At 43.1% G+C, this 19,393-nt stretch carries 21 protein-coding genes; 16 read left to right on the top strand and 5 right to left on the bottom strand.

The window, feature by feature from the left end; translation table 11 throughout:
- The first annotated feature begins 31 nt into the window (after positions 1-31).
- The 3 genes from ACBZ72_05285 to ACBZ72_05275 are packed head-to-tail and all read left to right on the top strand — an operon-like array spanning position 32 to position 3,434.
- Entirely contained in the window at positions 32-1,750 is a 1,719-nt protein-coding gene (locus ACBZ72_05285) for a lipopolysaccharide kinase InaA family protein (protein ID XES78288.1), read from the top strand.
- Positions 1,744-3,087 (top strand): MBL fold metallo-hydrolase, encoded by a 1,344-nt coding sequence (locus ACBZ72_05280; GenBank protein XES78287.1) that lies wholly within the window; start codon positions 1,744-1,746, stop codon positions 3,085-3,087. The genes ACBZ72_05285 and ACBZ72_05280 overlap by 7 nt, the downstream gene beginning before the upstream one ends.
- Before the next feature lie 53 nt (positions 3,088-3,140).
- Positions 3,141-3,434: a hypothetical protein gene (locus ACBZ72_05275; GenBank protein XES78286.1), complete on the top strand. Its 294-nt coding sequence runs from the start codon at positions 3,141-3,143 to the stop codon at positions 3,432-3,434.
- A 43-nt stretch (positions 3,435-3,477) separates the two neighbouring features.
- On the opposite strand, the gene ACBZ72_05270 is transcribed toward ACBZ72_05275, so the two are convergent.
- From ACBZ72_05270 to ACBZ72_05260, 3 genes are all read right to left on the bottom strand, one after another.
- Entirely contained in the window at positions 3,478-3,777 is a 300-nt protein-coding gene (locus ACBZ72_05270; GenBank protein XES78285.1) for a hypothetical protein, read from the bottom strand.
- 109 nt (positions 3,778-3,886) lie between these two features.
- The gene (locus ACBZ72_05265; GenBank protein ID XES78284.1) at positions 3,887-4,786 is read right to left on the bottom strand and encodes a hypothetical protein; all 900 of its coding nucleotides are present in this window, start codon (positions 4,784-4,786) and stop codon (positions 3,887-3,889) included.
- A gap of 219 nt (positions 4,787-5,005) precedes the next feature.
- On the bottom strand, positions 5,006-5,209 hold the full coding sequence (locus tag ACBZ72_05260) for a hypothetical protein (protein ID XES78283.1): 204 nt from the start codon (positions 5,207-5,209) through the stop codon (positions 5,006-5,008).
- Between the two features lie 46 nt (positions 5,210-5,255).
- On the opposite strand from ACBZ72_05260, the gene ACBZ72_05255 reads away from it, so the two are divergent.
- On the top strand, positions 5,256-6,143 hold the full coding sequence (locus tag ACBZ72_05255) for a tRNA (adenine-N1)-methyltransferase (GenBank protein ID XES78282.1): 888 nt from the start codon (positions 5,256-5,258) through the stop codon (positions 6,141-6,143).
- Between the two features lie 106 nt (positions 6,144-6,249).
- Here ACBZ72_05255 and ACBZ72_05250 read toward each other — a convergent pair whose 3' ends face one another.
- Entirely contained in the window at positions 6,250-7,188 is a 939-nt protein-coding gene (locus ACBZ72_05250; GenBank protein XES78281.1) for an FxLYD domain-containing protein, read from the bottom strand.
- A 924-nt stretch (positions 7,189-8,112) separates the two neighbouring features.
- Here ACBZ72_05250 and ACBZ72_05245 point away from each other — a divergent pair.
- Complete coding sequence (locus ACBZ72_05245) at positions 8,113-8,463, top strand: winged helix-turn-helix domain-containing protein (protein ID XES78280.1); 351 nt, start codon at positions 8,113-8,115, stop codon at positions 8,461-8,463.
- A 91-nt stretch (positions 8,464-8,554) separates the two neighbouring features.
- Positions 8,555-9,250, top strand: a complete 696-nt coding sequence (locus tag ACBZ72_05240; protein XES78279.1) for a glycosyltransferase family 2 protein — start codon at positions 8,555-8,557, stop codon at positions 9,248-9,250.
- A gap of 84 nt (positions 9,251-9,334) precedes the next feature.
- On the opposite strand, the gene ACBZ72_05235 is transcribed toward ACBZ72_05240, so the two are convergent.
- Positions 9,335-9,535 carry a hypothetical protein gene (locus ACBZ72_05235; GenBank protein XES78278.1) on the bottom strand — a complete coding sequence of 67 codons (201 nt, stop codon included), beginning with the start codon at positions 9,533-9,535 and terminating at the stop codon, positions 9,335-9,337.
- 327 nt (positions 9,536-9,862) lie between these two features.
- Between ACBZ72_05235 and ACBZ72_05230 the strand changes: the two genes are divergently transcribed.
- The 10 genes from ACBZ72_05230 to ACBZ72_05185 all read left to right on the top strand — a co-directional run bounded on the left by ACBZ72_05230 (position 9,863) and on the right by ACBZ72_05185 (position 19,387).
- Positions 9,863-10,372, top strand: coding sequence for a hypothetical protein (locus ACBZ72_05230; GenBank protein ID XES78277.1), 510 nt, complete (start codon positions 9,863-9,865; stop codon positions 10,370-10,372).
- Complete coding sequence (locus ACBZ72_05225) at positions 10,369-10,971, top strand: DUF1616 domain-containing protein (GenBank protein XES78276.1); 603 nt, start codon at positions 10,369-10,371, stop codon at positions 10,969-10,971. The genes ACBZ72_05230 and ACBZ72_05225 overlap by 4 nt, the downstream gene beginning before the upstream one ends.
- A gap of 120 nt (positions 10,972-11,091) precedes the next feature.
- Positions 11,092-12,060 (top strand): NAD-dependent epimerase/dehydratase family protein, encoded by a 969-nt coding sequence (locus ACBZ72_05220; GenBank protein ID XES78275.1) that lies wholly within the window; start codon positions 11,092-11,094, stop codon positions 12,058-12,060.
- 9 nt (positions 12,061-12,069) lie between these two features.
- Positions 12,070-13,143: a Gfo/Idh/MocA family protein gene (locus tag ACBZ72_05215; GenBank protein ID XES78274.1), complete on the top strand. Its 1,074-nt coding sequence runs from the start codon at positions 12,070-12,072 to the stop codon at positions 13,141-13,143.
- On the top strand, positions 13,136-14,059 hold the full coding sequence (locus ACBZ72_05210) for a hypothetical protein (GenBank protein XES78273.1): 924 nt from the start codon (positions 13,136-13,138) through the stop codon (positions 14,057-14,059). The genes ACBZ72_05215 and ACBZ72_05210 overlap by 8 nt, the downstream gene beginning before the upstream one ends.
- A gap of 9 nt (positions 14,060-14,068) precedes the next feature.
- Entirely contained in the window at positions 14,069-15,298 is a 1,230-nt protein-coding gene (locus ACBZ72_05205; GenBank protein XES78272.1) for a glycosyltransferase family 4 protein, read from the top strand.
- A 29-nt stretch (positions 15,299-15,327) separates the two neighbouring features.
- The gene (locus ACBZ72_05200) at positions 15,328-16,284 is read left to right on the top strand and encodes a GDP-mannose 4,6-dehydratase (protein XES78271.1); all 957 of its coding nucleotides are present in this window, start codon (positions 15,328-15,330) and stop codon (positions 16,282-16,284) included.
- Positions 16,285-16,369: 85 nt separating this feature from the next.
- Positions 16,370-17,545, top strand: coding sequence for a glycosyltransferase family 4 protein (locus tag ACBZ72_05195; GenBank protein ID XES78270.1), 1,176 nt, complete (start codon positions 16,370-16,372; stop codon positions 17,543-17,545).
- A gap of 21 nt (positions 17,546-17,566) precedes the next feature.
- Positions 17,567-18,286 carry a glycosyltransferase family 4 protein gene (locus ACBZ72_05190; protein ID XES78269.1) on the top strand — a complete coding sequence of 240 codons (720 nt, stop codon included), beginning with the start codon at positions 17,567-17,569 and terminating at the stop codon, positions 18,284-18,286.
- An 84-nt stretch (positions 18,287-18,370) separates the two neighbouring features.
- Positions 18,371-19,387 carry a hypothetical protein gene (locus ACBZ72_05185; GenBank protein ID XES78268.1) on the top strand — a complete coding sequence of 339 codons (1,017 nt, stop codon included), beginning with the start codon at positions 18,371-18,373 and terminating at the stop codon, positions 19,385-19,387.
- Positions 19,388-19,393 lie beyond the last annotated feature (6 nt).

The following is a 19,393-nucleotide window of genomic DNA, read 5'->3' as shown; positions in this document are numbered from 1 at the left end:
CAATATAGTAAACGGCAGGTCAGGTGACGGTTTGAATCAACTTTCCAGTGGTGGCGACGATGACCTTACACGTCAAATCTTGAACTTTTGCAGACACGTTACTGGACCCCACGAAACCGTCGCGGTTTGCCAATCCGACGACTACACCCTTGAAGTGCCCACCGCCAAATCCACAATCGAAGTTCTAGTGATTCTGAAGGGTTTTCAGCCCCGTTTACTCAGCTACGTCAAAATTATCGATGGTCGAAACGTAGTTTTCCTAGTGGTGGATCAATGGATTTTTGAGCGCGACGTTGACCGTGGCTTTCTTGGTGAAGCTTTGGCTCGTTTGCTGCTTTTCCCCTACACCGCCTTAGACAACCCTGCGTATTTACACTTGCAAGAGGTCGCTTTAAAGAAGCGACTAATTCTGGAGCTTTTGGAGAACCTCATTATAAGCTATCCCGAACTTTCCTACACCCTGCGGATTAAACCTGAATACTTCATGTATGAGGTTCTGTTAAACCGTGTCAGGGTTTTTCCACCCATGGCTTACGGCTCCTCCTACATTCTCTGCGAAGAAGCAAACCGCGAAAAAACAAGTTTTATTCTTAGCGGCTACATGGATGCCCTGCGCCAACTTCATAACGACGGGCCTTTAACCCTGTCTGAACACGAGGTCACAATATCCTCCAGCTTCATCACCGCCAGCAAAACCCCCCGCGTCCGCTTCACCAACACTATAAAAACCGCGCCCCGCGCCATCTTTGCCGCCTTCTTTGGGGTTTTCCCACAACTGCTAAATTTTCTGTCACAGAATTTTGAAGCGTTTGTGCGTTTTCAGACGCCGCCTTGGAAGAAAGAGTTTGACTTCTCCAGAAACTTTGTGAACCCCCAGAAGTACGTGTTTGTGCCCACAACGGATGGTGTGGTTTCTTTAGCGGATAAAGTTGACATCCGTGACTACGCCAAACGCGTGTTAAACGATGGAAAGTTTAGTCGAATTAAAGTGGAGGAGTTTGGCGGGTTTCTCAACGACGTGTACCTTATTCGGGCATATTCAGACCACACAGAAAAGAAGGTGCTGGTGAAACGCTTCAAAGACCTCTCAGGTATGAAGTGGTTCCCGCTGTCGATGTGGAGCATCGGCGCCCGTAGCTTTGCCCTCATGGGCAGGTCACGGCTGGAACGGGAATGCGCCATAAACGAATTTCTCGGCGCGGCGGGTTTTCGTGTGCCCAAAATCCTGCATGTTTCAGCCAGTGAACGACTGGTTTTCATGGAGTTCCTAGAAGGAGACAACTTCAGCAACCTCATTAAAAGAATCGCCTTAACCCAGAACTCTGACTTAACCGAAAATGACTTTAACATTATTCAAAAAGTAGGGGAAACCTACGCTAAAGTGCACGCCTTAAACGTGGTTTTGGGTGACACGAAACCCGAAAACATCTTGGTCGACACACAAGGTAACTTGTCCTTGATTGATTTTGAGCAAGCCAGCCGAAGTGGCGACCGCGCTTGGGATGTTGCCTGTTTCCTGTTTTACTGCGGGCACTATCTGCCATTGAATGGAGGCGAGCAGAAAGCTGAATTCATAACAGAAGCCTTCATCGAGGGCTACCTCCAAGCGGGCGGAAACCCCCAAGCCATCAAATGCGCCGCGGTAACCCGCTACACCCGCGTCTTTAGCATATTCACCCTACCCCGTGTGCTGCGCGCCATGGCTAACACCTGCAGAAAAATTGAAGGCCCAAAGTGCAAGAAATGGTGAAACCCACAACCAGCCTCACCTTCTATGGTGGAGTCGACGAGATCGGCGGCAACAAAATCCTGCTCCAAGACCACGACACCCGCGTCTTCTTCGACTTTGGCATGTCCTTTAGCCAAAAGAAGCTGTTTTATTCACCGCCTTTTCTGTCGCCCCGCAGCGAAAGGAGCCTGCAGGAGCTGGGTATTCTGCCCAAAATTGGGGGGCTCTACAAGTTTGACGCCTCCGAGCCCCAAGCGGACGCCGTCTTTATTTCGCATGGGCACTTAGACCACACCGCCTATCTGTCGTTTATCAAACGGGAAATCCCCGTTTACTGCGGAGAAACCACACAGACGATTTTGCAGACCCTTGGGCAAGTGCGCCGTGCTGACTTGGAGTTTAGCGTCAAAGACATATGCTTCCAACCGTTCCGCACAGGCGACAAAATCCACATCGGCAGCTTAGAGATTGAACCCATCCACGTTGACCATTCCGTGCCCGGCGCCTACGGATTTATAATTCACACCTCCAACGGCTCCGTCGTGTACACCGGAGATTTTCGGGACCACGGCGCCAAACCCGAAATGACCCGCGACTTCATCGAAGCAGCCAAGCAGGCGGACCCCGTGGCTGTCATCTCGGAAGCCACCAACATGACCGGCGCCTCCGTGTCCAACGAAGTAGAAGTGCAAACCAAACTCAACAACATCATCTCACAATCAAACGGTATTGTGCTGGCAGAGTTTGGCTACTCCGACGTGGACCGCCTCAACAGCTTCTTTCACATAGCCAAACAGAACGGACGGTGCCTTGCTGTTTCATTACGCCAAGCCCAACTGCTGGATGCACTGCGAACCGACAAACACCTGCAAGTTCCTGACCTCTCTGACCCCAACCTGATGATTTTTCGAAAGTCGAAGCAACGCTATGAACGGTGGGAACGGGCGTTGATGGAGCGGTTTGACGGGGAAAACAAGGTTTTTGATGTTTTCGAAGCTTCGAAGCGCCAGTGCGGCATGGTTTTGGCGCTTGGGTTTTATGATTTTGAGGAGCTCGTGGCGCTAAAGCCCGCGGCGGGAAGCTGCTATGTGTTGTCGGCTTCGGAGCCGTTTAACGAGGAAATGGAAATCGACTTTGAACGCCTCCTTAACTGGCTACGGCACTATGGGCTGCCGCAGTACCATGTGCATGTTTCAGGCCACATGATGCCCCTGCAGCTCAAAGCCGCTTTGAAAACGATTGGGGCAAAGCGGGTGTTTCCGGTGCATACGGAGCAGGCGGACTTGTTTGCGGGGTTTATGCGTGACCTTAACAGCCAAATCACGCTGGTTCAGAAAAACAAAGCGTACCTCTTGTAGGGTGCTAGGCGTTTTTATGTTGCCGTGTGCTTATATTTGCAGGAGTGGTCGTTTTGAGTGGAGAAATCCGCTACTACCGCGGGCTGCATAAAGTCCGAATTGTCTCCCAAAGCGAAGGCTACTGGATTGTTGAAGCCCAGGAAGATTTTGAAGACTCCATCGGCGAACAAAAAATCGTCGTCAAAACAGGCGAACAACGAATTTTGCTCCCCAACCTGCTCTATACCGAGAAGACCTTGGCGCCGCCCGTGAAAGAACATGCTTACGAGTTGAAGATGGAGAAAAAGGTCAAGCGGATGGTGGAGAAGGAAGAGAAAAAACAGGCTGAACCTAAGGTATGCCGTTAACGGAACCTGAATCGTTTCTTAACGTCCGTCCTTTTTGTTATTCCTATTCGTCGGGTTTGTCAGCGGGCTCCAACTCTACCACAAAAGTTGCCTCCGCCAACTCATGCCCATTATAAGTGTTTTTAAGCAAGCTGCAAATTAACTTGGGGACAGTTATGCGTCCAGCCTTGTTGATGTGTCCAAAGAATTCTTCTCGCGTACCCCAGTGGCCGTCAAAATGTAGCGCAATCCGCAGGACCTGTGCTGGTTCGAGTTTGAATTCCCAGCGGATAAGTTTGGGGACTTGAAGTCGGCTTCCTCTTTGCATCACTACTTTAAACTCCACATGCCTATCCAAAGTCACAGGGCAGCACCTGCAAGGCTGTGGGAAGGCGGCTTCTTAAGTTATTTTTCGGCTCAAAAATGCTGCAGAGAAAGACTGTTTAGAACAGACAAAAAGGCTTGGTAGATAGTTAAGAAATAGGTTTGTTGCCGTAGCGGAAGTCAACGCCGACCTTTTCAAGCTGAACCTCCTGCAAAACATCTTCAGATGCAGGGTTTGCCACAAACGCGACGGATTCCTCGGTGAATACTATCCAGCCTAGTCTGTATACTGTTGCAGTCACTTCGGTTGGGGTGCCATTTGTCCATACGCTTAGGGTTCGGGACATGTTTCTAAGTGTACCCAGCGAACCTGTGGACCCGAGTGAAGCGCTAAACGATTCACCTGCTGTCAAGTTCAAACACAATGAAAAGCAATTGGGGGTTCCAGCAGCCGAATTGAGGGCAATCTGTAAGTATGGTGTAAGTTCGTTTCGCGAGGGGTCAAAACCTGCCTTGAGGTTTGTTCCAACATAACATATGTAGCTGGCGACAACATCTGTGTCTGTGGAGAGATTGACTAAGTAGCCTTCGATTTTGGCTCCATACGGTTCATCTTCAGAGGCACCAATGTAAGTTAACTTCAACGCAACATCTACGGGGTAGTAGGTGTAGTTGCGCGAGGTTCCGAACCCGAAGAGGTCATGGCGCTCCGCTGTTTGGTTTGTTCCATCTAAGAAAATGTAGTCTAATGTGGCGTTAAACAGGTTTGACAACGCTTTGGTTTCTACCTCGATGTGGTCTGGAACGATGAAGGATATAGAGGTGGGGGTTGGGGATGCTGTTGGAGGAGAAGAGGCAGGAGGTTTCTCTGTGGGTGGTGGCTGCGTGGTCTTTGCTGGGGCAGAATCAGGTGGAAGTGGGTTGGCAGTCGTCGCGGAAGTTGATGTAGACTCGGGAGTTTGAGTGCTGATAGGCACGGCGGGATTGGGCTCTTGACTCAAAGGCTGATTTGCAGCAATAACTGTCGCCGCAGCTATGAGTGAGCACATTAAAACAACAGCTATAACCACACTCGCCTTGTTCATAGCCATCAAACTGTACAAACGCGTTTTCTGCATAAAAGCCTATTTGTAAAGATTTCTTTACACAATAAACCTGCAGCAAAAGATGCAACTGTACCCTATGGAATTTTTGTTTGCCACAACGTCTTTTATCAGAATCACATACTGCAAACATGTAGCCAGCTAATAGGGTTTTGACCCCTTGCCCTAAAGAAAATGTGTCCAGACGCCATTGTTGAAATCAAAAACAGCCATTTCCCGCCCTTCCACGCCTTTCTCAGCCATTTTATGCCGCAACAAAAACCCAAAACAAACGTTAAATCTAAAAAACAACCAAAAACGGGCTTTGCCAAAACATAGAGGGGTATAGACAATTTCAAGCAAACCAGCACCCAACAATAGATTACCCACGCAAAATCTCCCGCACAAGCTTCAAAGTTTAAAAGCATAAATTTGCATGGTACACACAACCAAGGAGAAAAATAACCAGTTGACCTCCCAGAAAATCGCTGAAGGCGACAACATCCTACTATACCTAGACCTGCGCCGAACCTACATGATCAAAGTCCAAGCAGGACAAACCTTCCACACCCACAAAGGCTACGTTAAATTTGACGACCTCATCGGCAAAGAATTCGGCTCAACCTTCAAAAGTAGCCTAGGCATAAACTTCACCGTCCTCAAACCCCAACTCACCGACTACATCCTCAAATCCCAACGCAACACCCAAATCATCTACGCCAAAGACGCAGCACTCATCGTCATGTTCAGCGGCATCGGACCAGGAAGCCGCGTTGTCGAATCAGGCACAGGAACAGGCGCACTAACCACCGCACTTGCCCACTACGTGCAGCCCACAGGCAAAATCTACAGCTACGACATCCGCCCCGAAGGACAAAAAACCGCCGAAAAAAACCTCACCCGCTCCGGACATATCGATTATGTGGAACTTAAACTCAAAGACGTAGTCACAGGCATCGACGAACGCGATGTTGACGCCGTGGTTTTGGACATGGCTGTGCCTTGGCTTGTTGTTCCACAAGCATATGAAGCCCTCAAACCCTCAGGAACCATCGTCTCATTTAGCCCAACAATTGACCAAGTGGTCAAAACTGTTGAAGCCCTAAAAGAAAATAATTTCCTTAACATCGAAACATTCGAATGCATAATGCGGAACATGCAGACCGAACGCGGCAAAGTTCGACCCCAAACACTCATGACAGGACACACCGGCTACATAACACACGCCCGCAAAGTCACCAAACCCCAAGAACCCGAAACTGAACAACAAGAGTCGCCTTCGCTCCAAGACACAAGCGAAGAAAGTGAACCAACAATCGAATAGAAACGCCTTCCACCCTTTTGCTCAAAGAAATCCACTCAGCGAAAACAAAAAATCTCAAAAATCAAAAAAAAGTGACGCAACAGCCAAAAAATGCTGGGCTGCCGCTTCACTTCTTCTTTCTGAACACAACCATAACCACAATGACTGCGACTGCCCCCGCAACCGCGCCAACCAAGGCATACAGCCACTCCTGAGACGAACCTGCATCAGTTGACGGTTGACCTTGCGGTGGCTGCGTTGGCTGCTGGGTGATGGCAGTTGTGGGCGTTGGTGAAGGATTGGCTGACTGGGTCGGTGTTGGGGTGGGGCTTGCAACGGCTATTTGGCGACTTTGAACTAAAATTGAAAAGCTGGCAACCTGTCCTGAAAGTAGAGTGTAGTCTACAGGTGTAGCGGTGAATGCAAACGTGGCGTTAGGAGCTAGCGACGTTTTCATATGTGGTGAAGCAGTTTGATTAACCCCTATGACCGTTCCTGAAGAATCATAGAACGTTGTAACTGCCCACACCAGATTTTTACTTGGCTGCACTCCATTATTTTTGATAATTCCAGTGACCGTGTAAAGACCATTGCGACTGGGGTCAGTATAGGATGCATTGCCTAAAACTACAAGATTCGTGTCTGGCTGAGTCTCAGTGTCATTTGCATAGACAACGGTAAGGTCAACATGGTCTACCAGGTCCATCCAAGTCATGTTGCCGCTGTACGCATTGTTCACATCAAAGTACATGTAAAAGGGCGCTTTTTGTTGAGGAAGCATATCCTCTACAAAAGCTTGGCACATTGACTCTGCTTGAGGTTGCCCATCACTAGTGTAAACGATGCCCATTATTCGAACGCCGTCTAAGTTTGTTATGCCAACGTTTTGCACTTCGCCAACCACGATGAATGCGCCTTGACTGTAACTTGAAGCAGGATAAGTATACCAGCTATAGCTTAGAATTTGTACATCTTCAGGTTTTGCGTAGGCATCTGTAGTCACTGAGGCACAAAAAACGCTTATGGCTAATAATGTTAAAAGTACCGCTGCTGTTGTTTTTTTCAATTTATCCCTCTCGCTTCTGTTATTTGGAGCTTTGTTGATGTTTGGTTTAATTATTAAAGTTTTGCAGAATTGACCCCAAATCTGACCCAAATGTCTGTCTGCACAGGCGGTTTCAGACGGTGTTTAATGTGTTGTTATGTGTGATGCTCTGCTGATTTTTGTTCAATGTTTTGCTTATGAATTTTAATTAATGCATTACCTTTGCATTTTGCTTTCTATTTCTTATTTGAAAGTTCGTTTGCTTCATCATAGCGTGTTGTTCGCGAACAGTGTTTTTCTTTTGCTGTTTGTTTGAAACTCAAAATCTTTAACACTATCTGCGAATGCCGTGAATATTTCTCCAAAAAACGTCCTATACCGCCTATTTTTTTCCATAAACATTCATCTTCAGTTAAGCCTCCGCGCCTCGTTATTGCTTCTTCTGGGTGTACCTACGACCAGTGGAATATTACGGGTGGAGAATTATGTTTATATTGTTTTTTTTAGGTTTCCATTTGAATACTCAAAAAGGGGACAAAACAAAACATGACTTCACTGGTTAGTTGCAAAGGGGCAAATGGTTCGCTACAATCTTTCGGTCTTATCTCTGCCTCCAGTGAAGTAGGTTTCACCTCGAGCTTCCATCACAACTCTATAAACGCTATTTTGGAGTATAGTGGCCGATGGATTTTGCATTGGAAATCTATTTTTATCTATATGTTATTGAGTTTTCATTCGGAATCCTTAAATGATGTTCTGCTGAGAAAAGGCTATGATGCCTTTGGGAGGAAAAGAACAGCAGCTTGACATTTAATTAAGCTGATTTTGTTTCAGTTCCACTTCCGTCAGGAAGGGATTCGGTAGGTTTAACTCCGTATCACTTCTTGAAGACCGCGCTGAAACGTTCTGCTTTGTGTACATTCAGATTTTTACTCAGGTGTGTTTATGTTCGGAAAAAACCGTGATAAGCTAAGCATTGTTGCAGCCATTCTAGAGGTTGCGCATTCAGGTGCTACAAAAACCCGAATTATGTACACGGCAAATCTGAGTTTCAAGCTTGTGGAAAAATATTTGAATCGAATTGTATGTTTTGGCTTTCTTGAGGTTCGCGATTCAACCTACGTCTTAACTGACAAGGGATTGGTTTTTCTAAAAAAATACCGCACTTATCATGAACATTTTCTGAAAGTCAAACAGCTTTGTGAGGCATTAGAGGTCGAACGTGAAATGTTGATTAACCTTTGTGCGCCCTCGATGGTTGATGAATCAGAAAAGTCCGTTTTGGACGCAAATTAGATTTTACTCAATAGTTGTAGATATTTTTTCCATAGTTCTTTAAATATTGGAAAGGTTAATAAGATGGTTAAAGAAAAGAAAGGGGAAAATTATGATGGAGAAAGGAGCAGAGGCAACTCCCTTAACGCACGTTATTATTGCTGCCCTGAATGAAGAACACGGTATTGGACTTACCATTGCTGAGATGCAAGCCCACATCAACTGTAGTGTTCTTGTCGTTGATGGCAACAGTACTGACCGAACCGTAGAGGTTGCCAAGAATCTAGGCGCAGAAATAGCATTTCAAAACGGCAAAGGCAAAGGAGATGCATTAGCCAAAGCAATCGAATGTTCAAACTTAGATGTTGACTACATAGTTATAACAGACGCCGACTTCACTTACCCCGCCGAGCACATCCCACAAATGATCGCCATTCTTCAAGAGAACCCGCGCGTCGGCATGGTCTGCGGAAACCGTTTCACAGAAAACTTAGACACTAAAGCATTGCACACAGTGTTTCATTTGGGAAACCGGTTGATTGCCTTCACTCACAGTTTCCTTAATGGCGTTCAAATGAAAGACCCCTTAACTGGCTTGCGCGTAGTGCGTGCAGAAATTCTCAAAGACTGGGTCGTAAAATCCAAAGGTTTTGACATTGAAGTTGAACTTAACCATCTAGTCGAACGTAAAGGATATCAAATCGTAGAAGTGCCAATTGGCTACCGGGAACGCGTGGGCGAAAAGAAACTTAAAGTCAAACATGGCATGGACATTCTCAAACGAATAATGCTCGAAACAACCCAATAACCCACCCTAATGAAACCAACCACAAACTAAAAACGGAACTCAGGCAAAAGCCTCCACAAAATCCCACAAAAAACGAAAAACGGCTTATTCTGCAACAACCTTTCGTTCCTGCAAAGGAACCACCGAAAATTCTACACAATCCTTACCCGCACTTTTCCTCACTGAAGACCGTGAATTCGCAACTTTTTGCTTATCCTCACCCACAAAATAAAGACACCAACCAATAACAAAAGCAAAAAGAACGACAGGCATAAACAAAACCTTAACAAGCTTATTAGTCTTCAAATTAACTCCCTCTTGCTACTCTTGCTACTTGACACTTAATATATAAATATTTTTGATTGCTCCTTCAACTCGCTCAACACTTCAATATCGTTTCCCAAAAAAATGCACTTCAATTAGGAGAATAAAATTGTTAACTTTTTTATTTGTTTTAAAAATACATAGCAGAATTTCATTCCTAAATGTTTAAATGGATACGGCTCAAAAGTTTGTGTACAATATCGACAGACGTCCTAAGGCAACACATTTGCTCTAAGCAAAGAATTCGCATCCGCTCTCGTCAGAGGGGGATTTTTCAGCTTCAGATGTGAACTTTTTCAGGGTGCCCCTGTGGGAAATATCAAATTCAAACTAATCGTAACATTAGCTCTGATTTTTTTAGTATCCTACGGCTACGTTTGCAGCGTGGCTTATACTTTTGCTCAATTCGATTCCGCAGAAACTAAAATACAAGAAGCCACAACCGCAATTAACCAAGCTTTTCAGGCGATTTTGGACGCGGAAAATGCTGGTGCTGACATCACTAACCTGTTAAATCAGTTAAATGATACTGCAACTCTGCAAGCGCAAGCAGAAAATGCTTATCAAATTGGCGATAACACAACCACCATAAGCGTTGCAGAAACCGTTATTACTAAAGCGCAACAAGTTATGGTCGAAGCAAACAGTGCTCAGATAACGGCTACAAATGATGCAAAAACAGCTTTTTCTTCCAATATAGCACTTGCAGCAATTGGTTCATTGATACTTGTTTCAGCTTTAATTGTAACTTGGAGTTTGATTAAACGAAGATTCAATAGAATATTATCCGAAGTAGACAAAGTGGAAGATAGACCATGAGGCTCATTGGATACAAAATTGGGCTCTTTTCAGTTGGTCTAATTGGTATATTGCTCCTTGCCTCACCCGTATTAAGCAACGTAATACACCTGCCGCCAGAAGAACAGTTCTCCGAACTTTACCTTCTAGGTCCAAACCAAAAAGCCCAAGACTACCCCTACAACATTGATTCAGGACAAAACTATTCAATCTATATTGGAGTTGGAAACCGTTTAGGGTCCGCGGCGTACTATGCGGTAAATTTAAAGTTATTAAATGAAACTGATTCTCTGCCTAATGCAACCGTAAGCAGTCCAAGTCCATTGCAGTCTCTTTACACCTATCAATTTTTGCTACCAAAGAACCAGAGTGTTGAGCTACCCTTAGCCTTCTCTTTTTCGGGGGTCTATGAAAGAGAAAATCAGTCTTCAATCAGAAGTATGTCCATAAACAACAACAATATTGAGGTCAACAAAGCTGCGATATGGAATTCAAATAGCACCGCTTTTACTTATCGCCTTTTAGTGGAATTGTGGGCTTATAACGCTAAAAATGGCGCAGTTGAATACGATAATCGTTATGTGTATCTTCAGCTCAATTTGACAAGTACCTTACCTTAACAAATTGATGTGAGAAAGAATTGGTAAGCATGAACTGTTTTTATCATTATAAAGTCTTAATCCATCATAGTTATATAGTAGATTACAAAAAACTAAGTCAAATTTAGGGGATACAAAAGAATGGATCGCATATTAGTTACTGGTGGTGGTGGCTTCATAGGAAGTCACCTATCTCGATATCTGCGGCAGCAAGGACATTTCGTTCGAATAGTCGATATAAAATTCGACGACTACATGGAAGATGCATATTACGATGAAAAAATGAACCTTGACCTGCGAGTATGGGATAACTGCCTCAAAGCAACAGAAGGAATGGACAAAGTTTACAATCTCGCTGCAAACATGGGTGGAATTGGTTTTATCACTGAAATTGGTGCCGAAGTAATGCATGACAATGTTTTGATAAACACCCATATGCTCGAGGCCGCAAGAATTAATAACGTAAAAAGATACCTCTACACATCATCTGCTTGTATTTATCCCACCTACCGTCAAACAAATCCTAACCTGCCCGGCCTGAAAGAAGAAGATGCCTATCCAGCTGACCCCGACAATTTCTATGGCTGGGAAAAACTCTACACTGAGAAACTCTGTGAAGCTTATCAACGCGATTACGGTATGACGATTCGCGTTCTCAGATATCACAACATCTACGGTCCTGAAGGAACATACAAAGGTGGACGAGAAAAATCACCGGCAGCGCTATGTAGAAAAATTGCTGAGGCTCCTGACCCTGGCGAAATTACCATTTGGGGAGACGGAAAGCAGTCCCGAAGTTATTGTTATGTTGATGATGCTGTTCAGGGAACTATAACGCTGATGGAATCTGATTTTGCCAAACCAATAAACATCGGTTCTGACAGGCTTGTAACGATAAATCAGCTTGCTGATATCATCGCAGCAATTGCTGGGAAGAAAATATCTAAGAAACACGATTTGAACGCTGCTCAAGGTGTACGAGGTAGAAACGCTGATTTGACTTTAGTGAAAGAAGCTTTGCATTGGGAGCCTAAAGTGACGCTGGAGGAAGGTTTGACCAAAACCTACAGCTGGATAAAATCGATGGTCGAAAAAGATAAAGCTGCTTAAACAAAAGTTTTGACCAAATCAACAAAATACCTTCTTCATTTTCCACTCTATAGCAAGACAATAGCAAGGTTTGTGAAAATGGCGCCGACGATAACTGACAAACTGAATATTGCCGTCATAGGTTTAGGCAAAATGGGTATAATGCATGCATGTCTGCTTAATGTTCTTCCAAACGTGACAGTCTCCGCATTATGCGATAAAAGTCGATTAATGCGAAAAATTGCAGAACGCACATTTCGTGACTCCACAGTTACTGATGACTTAGAAAAACTTGCAGATTTAAATTTGGACGCCGTTTTTGTTCTAACACCTATTCCTTCACACTATTCTATAATTAAAGAGATCTACGAGAAGAAGATAGCGAACAATGTTTTTGTTGAAAAAACTCTCTCCTCAAAACTTGCACAATCACAAGAATTAGTTAAACTTGCAGATCATAACAAAAGTGTTAACATGGTGGGTTACATGAAGCGTTTTGCTGTAACCTTCAATCATGCAAAAAACCTCCTTGACCAGCATGTGTTGGGCGAATTGATTTCATTTGATGCTTATGCATTTTCATCCGATTTTGCGGATGTACCTGAAGGCTCGGTGGTATCAAAAGCGCGCGGTGGTGCCCTTGAAGACCTTGGATCTCACGTCGCTGACTTAGCAACATGGTTTTTTGGGGATTTAACAGTGTCAACAGCAAAAATAGACTCAAAGGTTGCTCCTGATTCAGTGGACTCGGCATACTTCAAGGTCGAAACTTCTAATGCACTGGCAGGAACATTTGAAGTTTCTTGGTGTAAAAACGGTTACCGAATGCCTGAATTTGGTCTTTCGATTACTGGAAATAAAGGTTCATTGACAGTTAACGACGACGAAGTTGCCCTTAAACTGAATCAAGAAGAACCCAAAAAATGGTATCGGCAGAGTTTAGGCGATAATGTTGGATTCATGCTTGGTGGCTCGGAGTATTTCCGAGAAGACGAAACATTTGTCAAAGCAATAGTAAACAAAGCACATATCGACTCAGATTTTGAAAATGGCAAACGTGTAGATCGTCTGCTTGAAGATGTAAGGAGTAAAGCGTATGCCTAAGCAATCAATGAGCTTTTTAGTAGGCGACAATCCGTTTCACGGTATAAGTCACCTTTCTCAAGCTCGAGTTCGAGCAAGATCCAATGACAAGGGTCATGGAAGTGTTGAATATTTTGCTCAACTTGTGAAGCTGGCATTGGAAAACGGCGCCGATGGTTTCATGTTCTCAGTTGACGATACTACCCTATCAATACTTCAAACTCTGAGTAATGAAACAAAAATTGACAACGTGCAGCTTCACGCAATTGTGCCCTACGCTTACGAGTACGTCCGACGCGCAACAAACGCGGGTGGTGTTTCAGGTTTAGCAAGGCAACTTGCCAAGGAAATGGTTTTCTCTTCAAACGCAAAAATTCTTGCATTAAATGCTGGTGGACTCTTAGGTTTTAATCCATCAGCTTTACTTAAAACATACGTTTCTTATGAGATTTCTCGGATAAAATCTGTAACTAAAACCGTTTCATGCCTGAAATCAGTTATGCTTCATGAAATAATAACGGATATGGCTTTAGCGCTGAATCTTGAGGACCTCTTTAAGTCATACATAAGATTCATGAAAAAAAGTAGCATCAAAGCCGGTTTTGAAACTCGTAACTTCACTTATCTCGTAAACAAATTTGGAGAGTGGAATATCGACTTCAAAGATGTAACTCTTACTACCTCTTTTAACAAAGTCGGTTTCCAAATGGAGCCTTCAAAGGCTGAATGTGAAGCTGCTCTAAAATGTGCTCGCGATGCTGAAGTGATTGCTATGAGTATTCTAGCATCAGGTTATCTTCGTCCAGCAGATGCAGTTGAATATGTTGAAAGCCTCCAAGATTTAAGCGGCGTTGTTGTCGGCGTATCAAAAGAGCGTCATGCCACTGAAACATTCCGATTGCTAAAAAATGAACTAAACCGTTGTAATCGGGTTTGAGGATCTAACATGAAAGTTTGTTTTTTAGCACCTGAACTTTACCCCATATGGGGCGGCGGCGGTACATACGCTGTAGGCTTACTCAAATATCTCCCAAAAGATGTTGAAATTCATGTCCTCGCAACGCAAAGGTTAGTTCCTGAAGACAAAAGCGTCAAAGATGAATCTTTATCATTCGGCGATAACGTAAACATCAAAATCTTAGCAAAGGGCAAAGACACCTTTTTTTCTCAGGCGAACTTTCAGAGGCTTTGCTATAAATGGATTCCACGCCTACATAAAGAACACCATTTTGATGTTATTCACGGACAACACCAACCTATGTCTGATATTTTACTCAAACTCGCCTCCAAGAAATTATGCTACTTGACAACAGTGCATGAAACTTTTTCAAGGCGTAATAGTGCAATCAAGAAATCTAATGTTGGCTTCGGAGGCTTTGAATCTTCCGAACGGTGGATGCTTACTTTTGCGCCCTTCTTAGAAGGGCTTGAAAAGGCTTACATGAAGAAGTCATCGGCGTTTATTTCTCCATCTGGCTGGATGAAGAATGTTTTATCCGAGGATTTTGGCGCAAGGAAGTCAAATATACAGGTTGTGTATAATGGTGTTGACCACCGAAAGTTCAGCCCCAATGTGAAACGCTCCGAATTCATCGAGAGCATATACAACAACGCCGGCGGTCCCATCGTTTTGTTTTCTGGCAGAATGATCTCCACCAAAGGTGTGCACGTTTTAGTGAAGGCTATGCCGTATATACTACGTGAAGTTAAGGATGCGCACTTCGTGTTTACGGGTGGCGGTAATTCACAACTTTACCGACAAATGATACAGCAGATGCATATCCCTCAACGTAATTACAATTTTGTTGGGTACATTCGGGATTTCAACGATATACCTGGTCTTTACTCCATAGCTTCCGTTTTCGTTGCCCCTACTCTATACGAGAATTTCCCTTTCAGAGTTCTTGAAAACATGAGTTGCCAAAAACCAGTAGTTGCTTCCCGAATAGTTGGTATTCCCGAAATGATAACAGACGAATTTAACGGGCTGCTTGTTCCGCCTTCTGACCCTAAAGCTTTGGCGAACAAAATCGTTGAAGTGTTGTCGGATAAATCTCTTGCAAATAAACTTAGTCAAAATGCCCGTAGAACAATAGAAGAACAATTCACATTCCAAAAGTTTGCTGACGAAACAAAAGCAGCGTATCACTGGGCTAAAAACAACTTCAGCGCGTAACTCCTCAATTTACCCGAAAAGAGTAAGGAATGAAGAAAATGAAAACCACCATGAAAGACCGAAATATCCTTGTTACTGGAGGAGCAGGCTTTATTGCCTCTCATCTGGTTGATTCTTTAATCGAAGAAGGCGCAAATGTAACCGTCATAGATGACTTATCAAACGGAAAAATGGAAAACGTAAACAAAAAAGCAAAGTTCACTTTAGGTAGCATACGTGATTCAGAAACAGTCATGGAGTGTTTGTGCGATGTTGACTTAGTTTTCCATTTAGCCGCTAACACAGGAACCAAAGAAACTAGCATGGGCTTTAATGACCCCTTTGAAGAGATGAAAGTCAATGCTGAGGGCACAGTGAAAGTCCTCAAAGGCGTCAAAGACTACAATCCATCTATTCGGATAGTTTATGCTTCATCAGCAGCGGTTTATGGTGAACCCCAATACACTCCCGTTGACGAACTACACCCAAAAGAGCCAGTATCCCCCTACGGTATAAGCAAACTTGCAGGAGAAAAGTACCTGTCCGCTTACATGAAGAGTTTCGGGGTTAAACCCGTCATGGGAAGAATATTCAACACCTACGGGCCAAGACAGTCACGTTATGTTATTCACGATTTCATCAAGAAACTAAATGCAGATCCCACACAGCTAGAAGTTCTCGGCAACCCTTCAAACATGCGCGACTACGCCTACGTGTCCGATACCGTTAACGCGCTCAAGCTTTTGGCTGAAAAGGGCGAAATTGGAGAAATCTACAACATAGCCGGCGGTAATCCAATCACAATTGAAAACCTTGCTAAACTGGTTATCGAGCAGGTCGGTTTAACTGGTAAAACAGTAATCAAGTTTACAGGTTCCTCGTGGAAGGGTGACATAACAAAAATGGTGGCGGACATTACAAAGATAAAAACTTTGGGCTTTCAACCACAAGTTAGCCTGGAGACTGGCGTTAAGAACACAGTTAACTGGTTCAGAGATCACAACTAAATTCCCTTTCAATTCTTTGTTAGATGCTTGAGCCTATGACTGTGACAATGTTTCACGTTAAAGCTCGGTTCTTTTGGTGCAAAAATTGCGTAAAAATTTGAAAATTGCTTTGGTCTCAGGTGAGTATCCGCCATCTTCTCTTGGTGGTGTATCAACTGTCTGCTATGACCTTGCCCAAGGTCTTTCGAAAAATGGGGTTGACACCACAGTCTTTTGTGGAAAAGCCGACAAAATCACCTCTGAAAAAGTCAATAACCACTTAGAAGTTGTTCGTATGCCTATAATTAGGGCGCCTCCTCGGCATTTGTGGTTTCCTCTTCAAAATCTGGGGCCTTTGATTGGTGCCTTAAAACGGTTCGACATAATTCACTGTATTGACACCCGCGCTGCTGGTGTGTTGGCTTATTTTAGGAAAAACTGGCAAGGCACGTTTGTTGTTCACGTTCACGGATGTGGACATTGTGAAACTAAGGCTTTTCTGGATTCACCTCTTTTTTCTTGGTCGCCAGGAGAATTTGTTTACCAAGTCCTCGAGTACCCTCTAAATGAATTTCTTGTCAACGCAAGCTTGCACCATGCAGACCATGCTATAGTTTGCAGCACTGCGCGAGTTGACGAGATGAAAAGGCGAAATCCCGAGTTAGACTACCGTAAAGTTTCAGTAATCTATAATGGTATTCATTTAGATAATATTCAATTAGATCCGAAAGCCAAGGAGAACGAATGCTCAGTACTCTATTGGGGTCGATTATTCTACAACAAAGGTATCATGCAACTGATAAAAGCCATGGCACTTGTCAAGGAAGAGTTTCCTAACGTTACTCTTGACGTCTGTGGCAGAGGTCCACTGGAAGCCGTATTAAAATCTTTAACGGATAACTTGGGGCTGAAAAAAAACGTTAGATTTCACGGGTACGTTACAAAAGAATTCTTAACGAAAAAAATTCAAGGGACAACCCTTATTACCCTTCCAAGTATATACGAAGGTCAACCAGTTGCAGTCTTGGAAGCCCTTGCAAACAGAAAGCCTATAGTAGTTTTTGATTATCCTTTTGCTCGTGAATACATAATAGATTGTCACAATGGTCTAATTGCTAAAGCATGCGACGTTAAAGACCTTGCTGAAAAAATCTGTTTAGGTTTGTCCGATAAGAAACTTCGAGCAAAGCTAAGCCAAAATGCATATCAACAAGTAAGTAAAAACCACAACTGGGACACCTTAATCAAGAAGTATATAGAGCTGTATCAGAAATTAGCATAGTTCTCCATGGAAAGTGCATATATGAGTACAGCAAGCTTAACGCAAGTTAATAACAATTCTGAAATCAATGTTTGTATGTGTACACATGTTTGGTTAGGTGTATACAATGGGGGAGTGGAAAGAATAGAAAGTTTTGCGAGAGCCCTTTCAAAAAAGGGTGTTAACGTATATATAATTGATCGCGTAGCCAGTAAGTCTTTGTCTGCATTGATTAATGACAAAGACACATATCGTGAAGTAAAAAATGGGAAAATGCTTATTCATCTTTATCCTCGTCATATGATTTTCCTCTTTCCTGGTATACTAAAATTCTTTCAAGAAGCTTTAAATCAAATATTTAGAATAACAGGAAAGACTATTAAGTCTGAGGTTTTTTATTCGCAAATACTTGACCTATATCTAATGCTGAAGCTTTTCTTTGTTTGCAAGAAAGAGAACATAACTGTCATACAAAGTGAATATCCTTATTCCCTATTCTCTGCTTTTGTAATCGGTAAATTGCTTAATATCCCTATAGTGTATGATGCTCACAACGTTGAATCTGAACGGCTAAAAAGTTTGAACTCGGGAAAATTGCAGACAGCACTTACAAGAAAAATCGAAATTAAATCTTGTAATTTGTGCAATGCAGTTTTTACTGTATCCTCAGATGACAAAAGGATACTTCAAGCAATGGGAATCTCGGGAAAAAAAATGACGATAATCCCTAATTCGATAGAGCTTGATAAGTGTACCTTTTGATAACTAAGTGCATTTCAGAGTTATGTTGACTTTACTGTTTTCTCCTCACATATTCAACACTTGGATTTAAAATGAGACGAAGTTGTGAATAATTTGAAAATTTTAATAATCGGTCGTAAATATGGTGGTCCGCTAGGCAGAGTGACATCATACAAAAAATTTCTAGAATCAAAAAATCACGTTGTTAGTGTATACCACTATCCTGGTGAAGGTTATTCATCTAAGCTGTGGTGGTACTATACTCGTGGTCTGGCGTTTTTAAGTGGTCATGAGCGAAGACACATGAAATACAGTGCCGACCGACTGGAAAAGGTGATTAGACAAGGTCGTTATGATGCGGTTATTTGTATTGAACATCCTATTTCTTATGTTTTAACCCGCGATTTGGGCTGTGTGAAAATATTTAGTTACGAAGCGCCTGAAGTAGACGAGCTATATTATTCAAATAAATGTTCACCTGAGCGAATCGCCGCTTACAGAGACTTAGAAATTGAAATCATGCAGAAATCAGATTTCGTCGTTTTTCCTTGGAAAACAACTGAGGATCATGTTCGGAAAAATATTTTAAACGGCAACAATTTTGTCACTTTGAAGTACGGTTGTTACCCAAAAGAAGAAAAAGTATCTTATACCTCTCCAACCGCTGTAGTTTTTATAGGCACTGCTGGCTACTATTGGGTCAATAGAGACCTCATTTCAATTTTAACCAAAAAAAGTCCATTTCCAATTGACCTTTACGGCAGGCACAAACCACCTAGGAAATTTCACCTAAATTACAAAGGATTTGCTGATTCCTTGGACATTCTTCGAAATTATCAGTTTGGTTTAAACACAGTCTGCAAAGGGCCAATAAAGTTCCATTCCTCAAAAATCCTCACGTACCTTTCCTACGGTTTGCCTTCATTATCTCCTGATTGGTTACAATTTTCACATGAATTGAAAGGAGTTTTGCCTTTTAATGAAAACAACTTTGTGGACTTAGTTCATTGCTACTCCGATCAAGATAAATGGGAAAAACTAAGTGCGGCGGCATTCGAACAAGCACATGAACTTGATTGGAATTTAACCTTGCAGCCTCTTGAGAAAATGATTTCCAAATAAAAAAAT

It is taken from the genome of Candidatus Bathyarchaeia archaeon, assembly GCA_041447175.1.
GTDB lineage: Archaea > Thermoproteota > Bathyarchaeia > Bathyarchaeales > Bathycorpusculaceae > JADGNF01.
This window is presented reverse-complemented; position numbering and strand designations above follow the sequence as displayed.